This is a genomic window from Paenibacillus sp. FSL L8-0708, from assembly GCF_038009325.1.
GTDB classification, from domain to species: domain Bacteria; phylum Bacillota; class Bacilli; order Paenibacillales; family Paenibacillaceae; genus Paenibacillus_AQ; species Paenibacillus_AQ odorifer.
In genome coordinates, this window is sequence record NZ_JBBPBC010000002.1 from 162,682 (window position 1) to 178,942 (window position 16,261).

Annotated in this window: 15 protein-coding genes; 12 read left to right on the forward strand and 3 right to left on the reverse strand. The window is 37.0% G+C overall.

The window, feature by feature from the left end:
• Window positions 1-44: 44 nt before the first annotated feature.
• The 3 genes from NYE58_RS36785 to NYE58_RS36795 all read left to right on the forward strand — a co-directional run bounded on the left by NYE58_RS36785 (window position 45) and on the right by NYE58_RS36795 (window position 3,560).
• Window positions 45-212 carry a hypothetical protein gene (locus tag NYE58_RS36785; RefSeq protein WP_179086927.1) on the forward strand — a complete coding sequence of 56 codons (168 nt, stop codon included), beginning with the start codon at window positions 45-47 and terminating at the stop codon, window positions 210-212.
• A 1,362-nt stretch (window positions 213-1,574) separates the two neighbouring features.
• Window positions 1,575-2,825, forward strand: a complete 1,251-nt coding sequence (locus NYE58_RS36790; protein WP_076179617.1) for a replication initiation protein — start codon at window positions 1,575-1,577, stop codon at window positions 2,823-2,825.
• A 150-nt stretch (window positions 2,826-2,975) separates the two neighbouring features.
• Window positions 2,976-3,560 (forward strand): phosphotransferase, encoded by a 585-nt coding sequence (locus NYE58_RS36795; RefSeq protein WP_081383708.1) that lies wholly within the window; start codon window positions 2,976-2,978, stop codon window positions 3,558-3,560.
• Window positions 3,561-3,677: 117 nt separating this feature from the next.
• Here the strand turns inward: NYE58_RS36795 and NYE58_RS36800 are convergent, their stop codons facing one another.
• Window positions 3,678-6,632, reverse strand: a complete 2,955-nt coding sequence (locus NYE58_RS36800) for a Tn3 family transposase (RefSeq protein ID WP_076179619.1) — start codon at window positions 6,630-6,632, stop codon at window positions 3,678-3,680.
• 27 nt (window positions 6,633-6,659) lie between these two features.
• Window positions 6,660-7,214, reverse strand: a complete 555-nt coding sequence (locus NYE58_RS36805) for a recombinase family protein (RefSeq protein ID WP_076316038.1) — start codon at window positions 7,212-7,214, stop codon at window positions 6,660-6,662.
• 259 nt (window positions 7,215-7,473) lie between these two features.
• Here NYE58_RS36805 and NYE58_RS36810 point away from each other — a divergent pair, with 259 nt between their 5' ends.
• The 9 genes from NYE58_RS36810 to NYE58_RS36850 all read left to right on the forward strand — a co-directional run bounded on the left by NYE58_RS36810 (window position 7,474) and on the right by NYE58_RS36850 (window position 14,146).
• Window positions 7,474-7,770 carry a DUF3231 family protein gene (locus NYE58_RS36810; protein ID WP_076179621.1) on the forward strand — a complete coding sequence of 99 codons (297 nt, stop codon included), beginning with the start codon at window positions 7,474-7,476 and terminating at the stop codon, window positions 7,768-7,770.
• A 295-nt stretch (window positions 7,771-8,065) separates the two neighbouring features.
• The gene (locus NYE58_RS36815; RefSeq protein WP_031538010.1) at window positions 8,066-9,919 is read left to right on the forward strand and encodes a heavy metal translocating P-type ATPase; all 1,854 of its coding nucleotides are present in this window, start codon (window positions 8,066-8,068) and stop codon (window positions 9,917-9,919) included.
• A gap of 193 nt (window positions 9,920-10,112) precedes the next feature.
• Window positions 10,113-10,346, forward strand: coding sequence for a heavy-metal-associated domain-containing protein (locus NYE58_RS36820; protein WP_033827363.1), 234 nt, complete (start codon window positions 10,113-10,115; stop codon window positions 10,344-10,346).
• Between the two features lie 47 nt (window positions 10,347-10,393).
• Window positions 10,394-10,693, forward strand: a complete 300-nt coding sequence (locus NYE58_RS36825) for a hypothetical protein (RefSeq protein ID WP_031538007.1) — start codon at window positions 10,394-10,396, stop codon at window positions 10,691-10,693.
• A 66-nt stretch (window positions 10,694-10,759) separates the two neighbouring features.
• Window positions 10,760-10,993, forward strand: coding sequence for a heavy-metal-associated domain-containing protein (locus tag NYE58_RS36830; RefSeq protein WP_031538006.1), 234 nt, complete (start codon window positions 10,760-10,762; stop codon window positions 10,991-10,993).
• A gap of 64 nt (window positions 10,994-11,057) precedes the next feature.
• Window positions 11,058-11,765: a Crp/Fnr family transcriptional regulator gene (locus NYE58_RS36835; RefSeq protein ID WP_076179622.1), complete on the forward strand. Its 708-nt coding sequence runs from the start codon at window positions 11,058-11,060 to the stop codon at window positions 11,763-11,765.
• A gap of 413 nt (window positions 11,766-12,178) precedes the next feature.
• Entirely contained in the window at window positions 12,179-12,967 is a 789-nt protein-coding gene (locus NYE58_RS36840) for a DUF3231 family protein (RefSeq protein WP_256715961.1), read from the forward strand.
• A 178-nt stretch (window positions 12,968-13,145) separates the two neighbouring features.
• On the forward strand, window positions 13,146-13,610 hold the full coding sequence (locus tag NYE58_RS36845; protein ID WP_076179623.1) for a hypothetical protein: 465 nt from the start codon (window positions 13,146-13,148) through the stop codon (window positions 13,608-13,610).
• A gap of 260 nt (window positions 13,611-13,870) precedes the next feature.
• Window positions 13,871-14,146 carry a phosphotransferase gene (locus tag NYE58_RS36850; protein ID WP_076179624.1) on the forward strand — a complete coding sequence of 92 codons (276 nt, stop codon included), beginning with the start codon at window positions 13,871-13,873 and terminating at the stop codon, window positions 14,144-14,146.
• 534 nt (window positions 14,147-14,680) lie between these two features.
• Here NYE58_RS36850 and NYE58_RS36855 read toward each other — a convergent pair.
• Complete coding sequence (locus NYE58_RS36855) at window positions 14,681-15,946, reverse strand: IS110 family transposase (protein ID WP_036684113.1); 1,266 nt, start codon at window positions 15,944-15,946, stop codon at window positions 14,681-14,683.
• Between the last annotated feature and the right edge of the window lie 315 nt (window positions 15,947-16,261).

Consider the following 16,261-nt stretch of genomic DNA (forward strand, 5'->3'; position numbering starts at 1 on the left):
ATAATATAATAATATATATATTATTAATTGTGTGAGGCTAACCGATGTATGAAGAATCAGAAACTAAACTTATGGTTGATGGAAAACATGTACTTTCAGTGTATTCTCATGAGATATCCGTGGGAAGAAGCGGGAAAAGAGTCATTGAAATTGGTGATGCTATTGAAAGAAAACTATGGGATTTATCAGTGTCGCGATTAGTGAGTTTATAAGAGTTTTAAAAAAATGATAGTTTATTTATTGCTGAAGATAAAATTCAATTTAAAGTGATCCAAACCATTAATAAAGTGTTGGTTCAGAGAGAATTTATGAAAAAAAATTTATCGTTGTGATCAGGATTATTACCTGAATAAAATGATCTTTTGAAGTTTAGTGTGTTTGAGGTATCTGTTAATTAACCATTTGGTTATCGATAGCGTAGGAGCAACTTAAAACCAGCTAAGTTGCTTTTTTTGTGTTTTTAGAGGTTAGAATTACTCTATATGAAGGGTTTCAGTGTTCTTAATTAGAGTCTAGGAGAATAGAGTATAGAGAAGGTTTAAAATTGGAGATTTATTGATGAAGATTCTCTTAATCTCTTAAGTGATATACATAGTTATTTATTAATGTGTTTATATTCTTTTATTTTATTAATATGTTTATTGTTTTAAGAGGCTGAAATGCTAGTACCTGTAAGGGTTAAACATAGATTAGTGCCACTAAGAAGGGAGTTAAATGCCACATCAAAGGGAGTCTATGACCACAAAAAAAGGAGTACTAGGTACCACATAGAAGGGAGTCTAATGCCACATTAAAGGGAGTATAGGTGCCACTTACAAGGGAGTCATTACAAGATCCGCTGTATATGGTTTAGTTAATCCTTTTTGTGTGGCATTTTGTACTGTAGCTTTTCTAAAAATCAAAGGTGATTTCATGAATTTGAGTGAAATCACCTTTGATTTACATCCGAAATAAGTCTGTTCTAAGAGCATTTTAGCCTAAGTGCCACATAAAAAGGAGTGTTTATTGAGATAGCAATAAACAAGTTACTATAGTACTCCCATAAGTGAGGCTTTTAGTTAGAATGCCACACTTATGGGAGTAACAATCGATTATATGCCACTTTTAACGTCATTTGACTCCTTTTCATGTGGCCTTTAGTTAAAATGCCACACTTACGGGAGTGAACAATCGATTATATGCCACTTTTAACGTCATTGGACTCCTTTTCATGTGGCACTTTAGTTAAATGCCACACTTACGGGAGTGAACAATCGATTATATGCCACTTTTTAACGTCATTGGACTCCTTTTCATGTGGCACTTTAGTTAAAATGCCACACTTGCGGGAGTAAACAGTCGACTATATGCCACTTTTAACGTCATTGGACTCCTTTTCATGTGGCACTTTAATAGAAACACCATCAAATTTGATATTTTGAGTACTCAGACTCCTTATGATGTGGCATTTATTAGAGTTACAACTCTGATAGTGGGTAAGATTCATGAAAAAAATGCCACATCGAAGGGAGTAGATAATACTTTCAAGGTACAATACAATCTATATATTAAATAAAGTTTAGTGAGGGTAACGCATGATAGAGAAAGAGCAGCAGTTAGAGTTCGATTTCGAACATGACGCCATCTCGGATCATTACATCGTTTCGGAATCTAATGCATTAATTGAGGCCAGGACTAATCTCACACTATACGAAGAGAGACTAATATACATACTAGCATCTAGGATTCATCCAGATGATACACAATTTAAGACTCATTTTTTCAAGGTTAAGGATATTGCTGAGAAGCTAGACCTTACTGAGAAGAATTTCTATAAACGCGTTCGTGATATTGTTGAGGGTTTACAGGATAAAAAGGTGATAATCGAAGAAAAGAGCATGCAATCCACTCTGTCAGCACACTGGTTGGCTGCGGCAAGATACTATCATGGTAAAGGTACGATAGAACTTGAGTTTTCTTCAATGCTTCGCCCTTATTTACTACAGCTCCAGCAAAACTTTACGAAGTTTAAAATGTGGAATGTGCTTTATTTGAAAAGCTTTTACTCTTCCAAGTTGTACAAGCTACTTAAACAGTATCTCCCGCTCCAAAAGAGAAGATTTACGCTGGAACAGTTACGGGATATGCTTGAGCTGGAAGAAGGTAAGTATGTGAAATACAGTCATTTGAAAAATCGTATTTTACTATCCTCTCAAATGGAACTAGAAGCTAAGACAGATATAAAATTTACGTTCGAAGAGATCAAAAAAGGTGCTAAGGTGGTTGGTATCGTGTTTCATATCTTCCCGAACCCTCGTGGAGGACGTGAAGGATTAAATGATGCGGAATATATCGCGCAAGAAGATCTCATCGCTTTGTTAGCCCGTTTTGAAATTAATAAAAAGACAGCTAAAGAGCTGATCCATAAGTATGGTGAGGTACTTATACGTGAGAACGTACAGTATGTATACGATAAAAAACGTAATATGGATGTAAGTAATTTAGCCGGCTACATAATACGCGCCATTGAAGATAATTACGCAGATACTAAGCGTGAGTATGATCCGGAAGATGAAGATGATAAAACCACTTCGCTGAAATGGTTAAATGATAGGATCGGCAAAACGATATTCTTTTATGAGCAGTGTATTCGAGAGGAAATCACGACGAAAGCTGAAGGGATGCTTTCCATGAGACAAAAAATTATGGAAGACATTGTGGCCACTTCAGATCGTCGCTCCATGAACAATAAAAGACCTTTGCAGATCGAAGACTTCACAGATGGTAAAGCAAAAGAGGTATTTAAATATGTAGAATCAGAAAAGGAAGAACAAATATTACTTTAGAGTCCCTACCAATGTGGTGGGGTCTTTTTTAAAGGAACTCAATATTGTTGTTAAACGAATATAAACTAGTAGTCTGAGTTAATTGTTAGAATGGGAATAGCATTAAGCTAACTGGCAGGTTAGTATAAAAATTTCGCGAATACCCTACATATGAAATTATTTATAGAGTCTGTGAATAAGACGTTATTGGAAATAACGCCAAGATACACAAATGAGGAGTACAAAATGATGAATAACCTATTCTCAATACCAAGTAAATTAGTAAGTCATTCAGAATTACTTAAAACTACAATCATTGAAAAAGGAAGACATTATCAATCTTTGTACATTTTAGAGTTTGATAATTCTGTAAAATATGTGCTGAAAGAAAAAAACGTTAAAGATTCTGGAAGTTTAATGGACGAAGCAGATAGGCTAAAATGGGTAAATGATGTGATTCCTTCTCCTAAAGTAATAAGTTATCAGGTGGAGAATGGAAAGGAATATTTAGTTATGACCTATATAGAAGGTTGTACTGCGGAAGAATACCAGCAGGAAGAGGGAGATAAAAGTCTAGGCTATATTTTAGGAGAAGGTTTAAGAACAATACACAATGTTCCCATTGATAATTGCTTTTTCAATGATTTTTTGCCAGAAAAACTGATTGATATGGTCAAAAACAATATTAATGAGAGAAAACATGAAGTCATAGAGGCTATTAATAACTCATTTCCAACCATACTATTGAGCAACTGATTGATTTTTTGGAGATGAAGGGGTAGCGCCAACATTTTGACATAAAACCCACGGTAAGACAATAAATGGAAATGGAAAGCTGATTTATCCAACTCTAAGGAAAAATCAGCCGAATCTTTATATCTTTAATGGACGCAATTCATTTGAAGGTACCTTTTTTTCATCAAATGTATATTCTCCTAACAAATTAATGTGTTCCCAACCTAATGGAGAAATGTGAGGTAATAACTGCTCTTTTAATAATCCCTTTGCTTTTAATATCTTTGTGGCTTCTGTGAGATAAACTGTATTCCAAACTGTGATAGCATTTATAAGAATATTTAAGGCACTAGCCCGTTGAAGTTGATCTTGCAATCCTCTTTCCCTTAACTCTCCACGTTTCCCAAAAAATAAGGCTCTTGCCAATCCATTCATAGCTTCGCCCTTATTTAATCCTCTTTGGACACGCCGACGTAAGGTTTCATTTGAAATATAGTCTAATATAAAGATTGTTTTTTCAATTCTGCCCATCTCACGCAATGCTGTTGCCATTTTATTTTGTCGAGAATAAGACCCTAACTTTCCTAAAATAAGTGAAGCCGACACTTTACCTTCACGTATGGAATGTGCTAATCGTAAGACATCATCATAGTTATCTTGAATAACCTTAATGTTGATTTTCCCTCGTAGAATGCTATCAATCTTTGAATAATCATTGAATTTATCCATGACATAAAGTTTAGAGTCTGATAGATCTCGCATTCTAGGAGCAAAGCGAAAACCTAATATATGGCTTAATCCAAAAACCTGATCAGTATAACCAGCTGTATCCGTATAATGCTCTTCAATGGATAATTCTGATTCATGATGAAGCAACCCATCTATAACATGGACGGCATCTCGAGCGTTTGTGTTAATAACCTTTGTATAAAAAGAAGAAAATTGATCACTGGTGAATCTATAGATAGTAGTGCCTTTCCCTGTTCCATAGTGTGGGTTAGCATCAGCATGAAGAGAAGAAACGCCAACTTGTACACGCATTCCATCTGAAGAAGAGGTAGTACCATCTCCCCAATGTTTTGATAAAGAAAGGTGATGTTGAAAATTTACCAAAGTTGCTTGAGCTTTACTTAAAGAATCCTCATGTAATCGCCATTGGGCTGCATTAGCTAACTGATGATAGGTGATTCCCGGTGTCGCTTCAGCCATTTTAGTCAGGCCGATATTCGTCCCCATAGCCATAATCGCAGCCATTACAATAGACTTTTCTTCCCCCTTAGGAGGGCGGTTATTAGATGCATGAGTTAGGTGTTCATCAAATCCTGTCCAATTGGAAACTTCCATCAATAAATCAGTAAGTTTTACCCGAGGTAACATGTTATATAAAGTTTGGCTAAGAGATTTGGCTTCTTCCGGTGTATCTTTCTCTAAACGGTCTAGCCGTATCCTTGATTTGTCAATACTTATCCCCTCAAGAGAATCAAGGTTTTCCAGGATATAATCTAATCTTTCATTTAAAGATGCATTTCTCTCAATTATATATTCTTGAGCAGACATACCAACGGCTAACCTGTTGCCTGTATTCTTAGTTTCATCCCAATTATCTTTGGAGACCAAGTATTCCTCAAAATCCTTATGTAACCTGCTTCCCACAACCCATATATCTCCTGAACGGATATGATTTTTTAATTCGGTTAATGCTGCTAATTCATAATACTTTCGATTAATATTTCCATCTTCATCATACACATATTTTTTCCATCTCTTTGGTACAAAATCCAATGGTGCGCCTTCGGGAACATGGCGTTTCTTATTTTCGTTCATTTCACGTAAGACATTAATAGCGCGAAATAAAGGTTCAGAAGCCTGAGTTGTATGGAAGTCCAATTTGCTAAGTAGTATAGGTGTATACTTTCTAAGGTAAGTAAACCGGGTGACTAACAAATCTAAGTAATCGTAGTCCATAGGACGAGCTAAACGTTTTGCTTCTTCTATAGAATCAACGATCTTTTCCCAAGGCATTATCTTCTCTAATACTTTAAATGGATCTAGCCCTTCATTTCGTGCTTTTACTAAAGCTTCTCCAATATCCGCAAAGTGCAATATCTTTTCATTGATAGATTTCCCATTCTGCTTTTGCAGTTCTTCTTGTGCTTTTCTACCCTTTGATTGTAAGATCATAATTTGTCGGTCATGAATTTCAATAGCTTGATCGATTAAATCCTGACTAAGAGTTAAAATGTGAGCTACAAGAATAGCGTATCTTTTATTCTCATTAAATCTTCGAAAAGAATGAGGTTCATATCGCGCGCCCAGCCTAGCAAGCTGAAGAAGCCTATTCGAGTGAATAGTTTCTCTCCCTTTTGAAAGATTGAATAAACGGACAAGTTCTAATCTCTCGATTACTTTTAGAAAGGCATCTGGCGATGATTGACCTGGTATTTCCCTGAGCCATCCAAGCTTAGTTTTTGATTTATCAGATGGGGTATCAATTAATTTCTCCAATTGTTGTTTTTGCCATTGAGATAACGGTTTATATAGTGAGTTGTATACTTTTTCCTCTGCCCTTCGGCGTGTTTCCCATACTAACCTTTCAATCGTTGTCATAGCTGGCAATATGATTTTTCGCTTTCTCATTTCCTCTAAAGTCATCCTTATTAAGAACATGGAGTTACCATTTTCAATTGCATGGGGGAGCAGTGTCTGTGAAATAACACGATATAAATGGACAGAAAAATTGGTAAAGCCATAATATTTTCGTATTTCTTCCATATGTTCATGTTTCGTTTGCTCTCGTTCGGAATATAGTTTAAATTCATTTGGGTCTACTTGTAGCTGTTTAGCAACATAGTTTATCACTTTATCAGGAATACTTTTAATATCTGAAATTGTCCAACCTGGATAACGAAAAAGACAGATTTGAATAGCGAATCCCAATCGATTATGATCTCTTCTTCTACGCCTTATTACCTCAATATCATCTTGTGTAAGGGTATAGTAGTAGGCCAGTTCCCAATTACTTAAAGTAGAAGGGATTGTCAAAAAATCCTTTCTTTGATCAGGTGTAAGTAGTTCTCTTGCTCTCAGGTACATAGGAAATGCCCCCTATTCATCAAAGATTTAAATTTTTTCCAAAGCTCGATACAAAACAGATTTACTTACACCCGTCATATCTGTAATTTCTTTGATGCTATATTGATTTGAAGAATGTAGTTTTAAAGCACGTTCCACCAACTTAGGATCCTTTGAGGGTCTTCCACCGTTCCGACCTCGCATTTTTGCAGATTGTAATCCGGATTTTGTACGTTCACTGATAATATCCCGTTCTAATTCAGCGATGCTCGCCATTGTTCGGAAGAAAAAGCGTCCCATAGCTGTTGATGTGTCAATGCTATCCTGTATAGAAATAAAATTGACCTTTTTGTCTTCAAAGGTTTCGGCCAACTCAATAAGGTGCTTTGTAGATCTTGAAATACGGTCCAATTTATAAACGACCACAGAATCTCCTTCACTTATAGCCTTAAGAAGTTGCTCTAATTCTGGGCGTTCTTTTTTCGTTCCGGTCATTTTCTCTTTGTAAATAACAGCTGCGCCTGCTTTCTCTAAAGAGTCAATTTGAAGATCTAAGTTTTGGTCTTGAGTAGAAACACGTGCATACCCAAAAATTTTCCCCATTTTATCCTCTCCTTCTGAAACAATTATTCCCTAATTCGGATAAATCGTCAATTTTAGGGAAGATGTTAAAGGGAAGGTTTTAGGGAAGGTAAAACAACAAAAATTAGTGAATTACTGATAAATAAAAATTCATCCCTAAAACGTTCGTTAAAGGGAAGTTTGATTTAATAGTAACTTCTCATGTTCTTATTTACATAAATGAATAATAATGCTTTGGGAGGGGAAATTAAGATTAAATTGCTTTTGGGAGGTTATGGTATTGGTAACAAACCATAAGATAGAATTAACATCGGCTGAAATTGCGAACCTTTGGTCGAATTATATGAGTGACACCTCAGCAATCTGCACAATTGGAAGCTTCTTGTCCCATGTGGACGATACAGAAATTCGTTCCATTCTTGAATTTGCAATACAGCTTTCTCAAGCGCACGTTCAAAAGTTACAATCTATTTTCACCGAGGAACAACATCCCATTCCAGACGGATTTTCAGTAAATGGGGTAGCGTCAGGAAAATGCGAATTTACAACGTTAAGCAATTTGATACAAGTCTTATGAGACATTGTAAATCCTAATTTAGAGGTATTTTGGATATGTCTCAATAGTCTTTACTCTATTGAGATTGTGAAGGTTTCTACTTAAACTAACGGTGCAGTTTAGTTGAAGAAGAAAAATTAAATATTAAGATAAAGATGCTCAGAATATTTTCTGAGCGTTTTAGTTTGCTGTTCTTTTATAATTTTTCACTTTTACAATAGAACTTGATCCGAATCAATTTTTATTTCATAGAAACATCCTATACTAGAGTCATCAACAAGGAATACAAATGAAAATGAAATTGGAGGGAATCAACATGCAAAGATATATATTAAGTAAAAAGAATTCCATTACACTGATCAGTGCAATTTTGATTGCACTTGCATTCTTCGGACGATTTTCCTTAGACAACATGGCCATTTTCAATTGGTCGCTCATCATTGCATCTATTCTTGGTGTAGCACCAATTGCGATTCTAGCCTATCAGGCATTAAAAGTAAAAGTTGTCAGTATTGATGTTTTAGTTACCATTGCAGTAATTGGGGCAGTATTGATTCAAAATTATGAGGAATCAGCCATCGTTACTTTCTTATTCTTATTTGGTTCTTACTTGGAGCAACGTACCTTGAACAAAACACGTTCTGCCATTAAAGAATTAACAGAGCTGGCACCAGAAAGTGCTTTAAAGCAAATGGAAAATGGAGAATTTGAAGAAGTTGATGTCGATGATGTAGGTGAAGGTGACATTTTATTAGTCAAAACGGGTGCAAAAGTCCCCGTAGATGGAACCGTGTTAACAGGTGAAGGTCACATCAATGAAGCAAGTATTACCGGAGAGTCAGTTCCAGTAAGCAAAAAGGTTGATTCTGAAGTATTTGCGGGAACAATCTTAGAAAATGGAACGATTCAAATTCAATCTGACCGTGTAGGGGAAGATACAACATTTGGTAGAATTATCGAATTAGTTGAAGAAGCACAGGATTCCAAATCAGAAGCAGAGCGGTTTATTGATCGATTCTCTAAATATTATACACCAGCTGTTTTAGTCCTTGGTTTTATTGTTTGGCTATTCTCAAAAGATATTGAACTAGCTATCACGATTCTTGTTTTAGGATGTCCAGGTGCATTAGTTATCGGGGTTCCTGTATCCAACGTTGCCGGTATCGGAAACGGTGCACGTAATGGTGTCCTCCTAAAAGGTAGTGAAGTTATCAATGACTTTAGCAGAGTAGATACTATCGTTTTTGATAAAACAGGAACATTGACAGTAGGAAACCCTGAAGTTGCCGAAAAAGAATTTTACGGAAACAATACTGAAGAAGTTCTAGGTTACTTAGCAAGTGTGGAGCGTGAATCGGACCACCCACTAGCAAAAGCTGTCCTACAGGATATTGGCGAGACAACTTTATCTACTGTTGAAGAAACCGAAGTCGTTAAAGGTGGCGGAATTGTAGCAAAAATAGGTGTTCATCGTATAGCCGTTGGTAACGTAGCTTTAATGGAAAAAGATAATGTGAAATTAAGTGAAAAAGCTAAAAAAGATGTCGAACGCTTTGAGAAAAATGGGAATTCTCTTGTGTTAACTGCGGTCGACGGAGAATTAAAAGTTCTGATGGGTATTCGGGATCAAATCCGCCCAGGTGTTAAAAAAAATCTTCAAAACCTAAAAAAACTTGGAGTCAAAAACCTAGTCGTTCTTTCAGGGGACAACCAAGGAACCGTAGATTTAGTTGCTCGAGAACTTGGATTAACAGAAGCACACGGTCATATGCTTCCAGAAGGAAAATCAGCATATATTGAAAAAATGCAAGCAAAAGGCCAAATCATTGCCTTTGTCGGTGACGGAGTGAATGATAGTCCTTCATTAGCCTTAGCGGATATCGGAATCGCCATGGGAAGTGGAACAGATGTTGCAATTGAAACATCGGATGTCGTTTTAATGAATTCTGACTTTAGTCGTTTACCACACGCATTAGGCTTGACAAAATCAACTTCAAGAAACATGAAACAGAACATTACCATAGCAGTTGGTGTGGTAGTAGTCTTACTTGCCAGCCTACTATTTAGTGAATGGATGAATATGTCAATCGGGATGTTGGTTCACGAAGCAAGTATCTTAGTAGTCATCTTGAATGGTATGAGATTGCTTCGATACCGGTTGAGAGAATAATTTTAATAGAAAGCGGTCTTGATGAATGATAAAGGGGAAGTATTCAGGTAGGAAGAACAAAATACTCCCCTACTTTTTTCTTAAAACTTGATTTGCGTCAATTTCATTTCGTTGAACCTGAGCTATACTTAAATTGTAAAGAAGAAGAGGGAAAACAAAAAAATCAAAGATAAGATGAAAGGAGAAATAATTCATGCAAAAAGCAGTTATTCAATTAGAAACATTATCTTGTCCATCTTGTATGCAAAAGATTGAAAATGCGGTGAAAGGATTAAACGGGGTTAATCAAGATAGCTTAAAAGTATTATTCAATGCCAGTAAAGTAAAAGTAGATTTTGATTCAGAAACGATCACCATTAACGATATCAAAAAGGCAATTGAAGACTTAGGATACCCCGTCGTTAAATCAAAAGTAAAATCTGCCTAAGACAAACACACATAACAAAAATTATTTATAGAAAGAGGGAAATAATAATGTCTGAACAAACATTTAACGAAATAATAACAAACCATTTTGAAAAACTGGATTTATACACTACTGCGATTACACGGGCCCATGGTAAGAACCATCCAGAAGCCTTTGAAGTACGTGAACTATTCGATAAAATCAGTAAAAAGATAAAGGACGCAGGTACGAACAAACCTGACTTAGATGCTGAATTTGCTCAATTACGAAAAATCACAGACAACTACACCATTCCTGGAGATGTTTGTGAAACATATGCAGGCACCTACGAAATGTTATCAGAAGTAGATAATGCCTATCAGGCTTAAAATAACTCAAAACCAAAAGAATGAACTTGGTTTACGATCGTTAAAATAAGAAAGGGGAAATGATTTATGCAAAAAGCAACCATTCAATTAGAAACCTTATCTTGCCCATCTTGTATGCAAAAGATTGAAAATGCGGTGAAAGGAATAAACGGTGTTCATCAAGGTAGCTTGAAAGTATTATTCAATGCAAGTAAAGTAAAAGTAGACTTTGATTCAGATGCAGTCGCTATTAACGATATCGAAAAATCAATTGAAGACTTAGGATATCCTGTTGTCAAATCAAAGGTAAAACCTGCTTAATCGAGTAAATAGAATGGAAGCCTAAGATGCCCTCTTGGGCTTTTTATAAAAAGGAGAGGTTATTTTGGAACAAAATCAATGTTGTCATCACCAACATGGACATACAGAATGTATTCGTATCGTTCCCATTTTCAACCATCTGGAAGACTCACAAATGGATTTGATTGCGGAATCTGCCAAGACACTTCATCTACAAAAAGGGGAAATGTTATTCCGTGCAGGTGAGGAAGATGACACCTTATATATTATCAATTCAGGTAAGGCTCGGATTTACCGCTTATCGGATTCCGGAAAAGAACAACTTGTTCGCATTTTAAATCCAGGTGATTTTACAGGTGAAGTGGCCATTTTCCAACCTGGAAGTGTTCATGAAAATTATGCGGAAGCACTACAAAATACATCCATTTGTTTAATTAAACGAGAGGATTTACAGAAGTATTTGGTGGAATATCCGCAGATCCCATTAAAAATACTGTCAGAAGTAACGATACGTTTGAAGGATTCTGAAAAACAAACCACACAAGTAGCAATTGAAAATGTAGAATCCCGCATTATATCCTTTTTAGCTGAAAATGTTGAAAAGGGAAGTGGCAATAGTCCAACGGTTACCTTACCAATGTCCAAAAAGGATTTAGCCTCGTATCTTGGTACCACACCAGAAACAATCAGCCGTAAATTTACTACTCTAGAAGAACTTGGATTGATTAAACAGTTACCGAAAAAGAAAATTAAAATAATGGATTTAGATCAATTGTTACTTCATACTGAATAAATATAAGCAGAGCAGCGTGCCATCATACTAACCTGGTTCGGTTTAATAGTACAAAACATAAAATAACAAACCTTTTAGCAATCCCATTAGCATATAAAATGGATTGCTAATTTTTGTTGGTTTAACAATGTTTATCTACAAAAAGAAAGAGAAATGGCTACTTATTTGGCACTTATTTTACCAAGATGACATAAATTTGTGTCAACTGAATAATTCATTAGCAAAACACGCCCTAATAACTAAGCTAATTCCTCTGATAAATAACTAAGGAATTGGCAACTTATGTTAAAATTATAATTTGGATTGTGAATTAGTATACTTAAAGTAACGGGTGCTTTAGTTCAACAGTCGATTCCTTGAAATCGGCTTTTTTTATAGGAAAAGTTTCCTTATCGTTGTAAATCCGCATTTTCCTGACGCTACCCCTAAATACAGATGTTAATAAAGAAGCTCCTCGTTTATTTACGGATGATTTTTACCTTTTTTATATTCAAAATGTAGGAAAAATGGGGATGGAATTTTACACCATGAGTTTGTCAAATTGTGCCCGTTTGGATATATGTGAATACTTTACTGAATGCTTAAATGAATCAGCAAGGCTTCTTAATAAGGCTACGGAAATCATGTTAACAAAGGGAACTTTCATCCGAGCACCATTTATCCCTGTTTCAAAAAAAGTGGAATATGTTCAAAAACAAAGTTATATAGCTGGATGGTTCGGTCATCGACGCCCTTTAAACGCGATTGAAATGTCCCAAATTTATTTTAATCTGATACAAAATCAGTTAGGACGAACATTACTTATGGGATTTAGTCAGGTCGCGAAATCCAAACAAGTCCGTGATTATATGGTAAGAGGGAGAGATATTGCTGACAAGCATGTTGAAATTTTTGGTTCATTATTAAGTAAAGAATTTCTACCTTCAGCTAGTGCATGGGATACAATGCCGACTGAGTCAACAGTTACGCCATTTTCAGATAAACTGATGATGTTCCAAACTGCCACATTAAACGCCATAGGAATTGCCCATTATGGCAGAGCACTCAGTTTGAGCCCCAGACGTGATTTAGGAGCCAATTACGTTAGACTAACGGCAGAAATTTCACAATTTGCGGAAGACGGAACGAATATTATGATTGAGAACGAATGGTTAGAGCAACCGCCTCAAGCAACCGACAGAGATCAATTAGCAAGCACATAAGAATTTGGGTTAAGTTGTATATAATAAAAACCTCTTTTATGTTCTTTTACAAACAAGGAAGGAAATGGGGGAAACTTGCTACATAGCATTTCTTATGCAAAAAGATTAGAAATGGGATTAAACATAGATTACAAATAAAAACATAGTTTTTCACAAGTGAATGTAAAGTAGGAAGGAAATGAGAAAAGACGACCGTTCTGTTGAAATATTGCTTTGGAATATAGCCCTTCCAGGATTTGGTCAGCTCTTAAGCGGTAAATACGTGAAAGGAATATTATTCATTGCTTTGGAGTTACTTATCAACGTTCAAGCGAACTTTAATAAAGCAATTCTTTTGAGTTTTCATGGCGAAATAAACCAAGCGATCGAGCAAACCAATTACCAATGGCTGATGTTTTATCCGTGTCTTTATATGTTTGCAATGTGGGATGGTTACCGAAATGTCGGGGGAGCGAAAGCTCTCTATTCATTTCTTCCGTTCGTATTTGCTGCTTATTTCGTAACGGTTGGGGTCATTTATTCCCCAAATTTAAAAATATTTGGGATGTTACTTGGACCGATTTGGTTACCGATTCTATCTTTGCCACTGGGACTCGTAATAGGTTTGGCGTTAAGAATTATTTTACTTAATTTTAGAAAATAATGGGCAGGCAGGTAGAAAGGCCTTACCTTATTTTTTTTAAGTCATAATTCAGCTTAGCACAAAGTTTGTTACCAAAGAGACAGGATTGTCTATTCTTGGGATCATAACTGATTTGTATTATAGTATTACTTTTAATAAAACAGAGACGTTAGTCATCATGGTCAAAGAGACGATTTGACACTTAACGTAGGAAACCATTTTATTTATTTTCCATTTAATGTATTAGAGTGGGTTTCATGTCAAAATGTTGGTGGTACCCCATGAATAAAGCGTCGACAGAGGAACTAGTTTTTACCCATGGTGACTATGGATCTGGAAACGTTATGATAAATAATGGACGTATTGAAGCATTTATTGATTTAGGAGCATCAGGGATATCAGATCCATACTATGATATTTATTATCTTGTAAAAAGCCTTACTTATTATACAGATAGGAAAGAAGAAATAGATGAGTTTATGAAAGGATATGGAATATCTGAATTAGACGAGAATAGAATGAAATTTCATCAAATCATTGATACTTTATTATTGTGATTTATATAGTAGTAACTCTAAGAAGGCGTTGACATCCTGTAACACCATTTTCCTGCTGAGTCGCATTCACTCCTTGATTCTGTCCGAAGCATTTCTAGGAAGAGCAATCAGGCAGACAATTCTGCATGGCGAAGTCCGTCGGACCCGCGCGTCATGTCGTTAAGCTCCCTCGAAATGATTCAGTTTCCTCACTCAGACTCATGAATTCGCAGGATTTCATCCTGTAGTTAAAGTGATGAAGAGGATGATGAAGGAGCCGGTGGCTGGGAGATGGGGAATTGGGCATGCGTAAATAAGGGTGAATAAGGATCACCCATATTGTTCCATTATATGCACGTCTCCACTTCGCCCTAGCGATTCTCACTCCCATGTCTCAACGGGTCATAGCCCTTTCATTCCTTCGTCACATCTAACTAAGGGGTGGAGGTCGGTCTTTCTAACGGAACGGGTCCGAGCCCTTTTGCGTAACGTCTCCCGATACTCCGTGCTTCTTGTTATCCTGCGAATGCATGAGTCGATGAGGATTAATTGGTTTTATGCTGCTTGTGGGAATACCTTGATCGGTTCGTAAGCGGTACTGCTTTTAGCCAATGCGACTAGCATTCTCGCTACTTTACCGATTAATTTCATAATGGATTTCATCTTCTTCAGTTTCTTTTCCTCTACATTATAACGATGTGCCGCTCGTATCTCCGGATTTGTCATAACCATACTCATTGTCATGAGATAAAGAAAATGACGTAAACGTGGCCGGCCTCGTTTGCTGAGCACCATCTTTCCTCGCCATTTCCCGGAGCTAGCTTCAGCTAGATTTAACCCAGCATGACGCAGTAAAGCATTTCCGTGCGTATATCCGCTTAGATCACCAGCCTCACCGAGTACACCAGCTAGATTCGTAACATAGATGCCTCGTATTTCAAGGAGCTTCTGTGCATAAGGAATACGCTTAAGAATGAGGCGGAGCTCATGCTCAATTTGTTCAAGCTGGCGCTGGGCCAGGTCATATTCTTCGAGCAATTGCCCAAGATGGAGCTTGTATGCGTGGAGTGCCTGAGTGGCACCCACACTGGATTTCGCAAGTGAAATGAGTAGCTCAGCACGTTTAACTCCAGCATGACGCTTTACATATTGCTTCCAACCGGCAAGGACCTGTTCCGTATTTAACAGACGGATCTCTTTTGGCAAGGGGAAGAGTCGGAGTGTTGCGATTGCACTGGTGCAAGTGAGGATTTTAAAAACCTGACGAAGTTCAGGGAAAACAATGTCTACCCAGCGATGAATCTGATTAACCGCAGCGTTGAGGCGCTTGGTAACCGTCTCTCGGTTCGCCATTAGAATACGTAGTTCCTCGTAATCTTCGGGATGAAAACGAACAGGGGAGTAGTACCCGTTTTTGACCATGTCTGCTATGACAAGCGCATCTTTATGGTCACTTTTAGACGGTGTATTATCTCGGTTTTCCTTGTTCTTTTTGACGAGATGAGGATTAACCAGAACGGGCTCCATGCCTTGATCGAGGAGCCAACGTGCCAGGCTAAACCAGTAGTGGCCAGTGGGTTCCATACCAACTATGACGCTGCTAAGTTTGTAGGATTTGAGTAGATCTTGGATCCAGCGTTCGAACAGATCGAACCCTTCACGATGGTTACCGAATTCGAGCGGAGTTCCCAAAGCAATCCCACGAAAGCTGACCGCGCGGGCCACATGGACTTCTTGGGCGATGTCTACGCCAATGACCAAATGATGAACGGTAATGTTTTCAATGAGTTGATTTTGCTTGTCTTGAGCTTTAAACTTCATAGTAGAGCGACCTCCTAAATGGTGAGATTAAAAGGGCTGTAGACCCGTATCCAACTCCCATGTTACCGAGGCGCTCGTTTTTGTTCAAACTCCAAATTATTCAGTTTACAGGAATTCTAACGGGACACGTTAGTTCAACAAAGCGGCGGCAGTCTAATACTTTATTTTCTCGTTCAGGGCTGCCGCTGGTGAAAATATTTGGGTCAGTCTAAAACTTATTTTTCAATACCTGATATTTTTCAAACTCTGAAACAGCGTCAAATCAACCAACCCAGTCTAATACTTTATTTTCTTTGGACAAATACATATAAGCTC

Coding starts and splice junctions, on each gene's coding strand:
- NYE58_RS36825 (WP_031538007.1), top strand. CDS start 10,394: ATGTCTGAACAAACATTTAACGAAATAATAACAAACCATTTTGAAAAA.
- NYE58_RS36795 (WP_081383708.1), top strand. CDS start 2,976: ATGAAATTATTTATAGAGTCTGTGAATAAGACGTTATTGGAAATAACG.
- NYE58_RS36785 (WP_179086927.1), top strand. CDS start 45: ATGTATGAAGAATCAGAAACTAAACTTATGGTTGATGGAAAACATGTA.
- NYE58_RS36805 (WP_076316038.1), bottom strand. CDS start 7,214: ATGGGGAAAATTTTTGGGTATGCACGTGTTTCTACTCAAGACCAAAAC.
- NYE58_RS36855 (WP_036684113.1), bottom strand. CDS start 15,946: ATGAAGTTTAAAGCTCAAGACAAGCAAAATCAACTCATTGAAAACATT.
- NYE58_RS36815 (WP_031538010.1), top strand. CDS start 8,066: ATGCAAAGATATATATTAAGTAAAAAGAATTCCATTACACTGATCAGT.
- NYE58_RS36800 (WP_076179619.1), bottom strand. CDS start 6,632: ATGTACCTGAGAGCAAGAGAACTACTTACACCTGATCAAAGAAAGGAT.
- NYE58_RS36845 (WP_076179623.1), top strand. CDS start 13,146: ATGAGAAAAGACGACCGTTCTGTTGAAATATTGCTTTGGAATATAGCC.
- NYE58_RS36820 (WP_033827363.1), top strand. CDS start 10,113: ATGCAAAAAGCAGTTATTCAATTAGAAACATTATCTTGTCCATCTTGT.
- NYE58_RS36790 (WP_076179617.1), top strand. CDS start 1,575: ATGATAGAGAAAGAGCAGCAGTTAGAGTTCGATTTCGAACATGACGCC.
- NYE58_RS36830 (WP_031538006.1), top strand. CDS start 10,760: ATGCAAAAAGCAACCATTCAATTAGAAACCTTATCTTGCCCATCTTGT.
- NYE58_RS36850 (WP_076179624.1), top strand. CDS start 13,871: ATGAATAAAGCGTCGACAGAGGAACTAGTTTTTACCCATGGTGACTAT.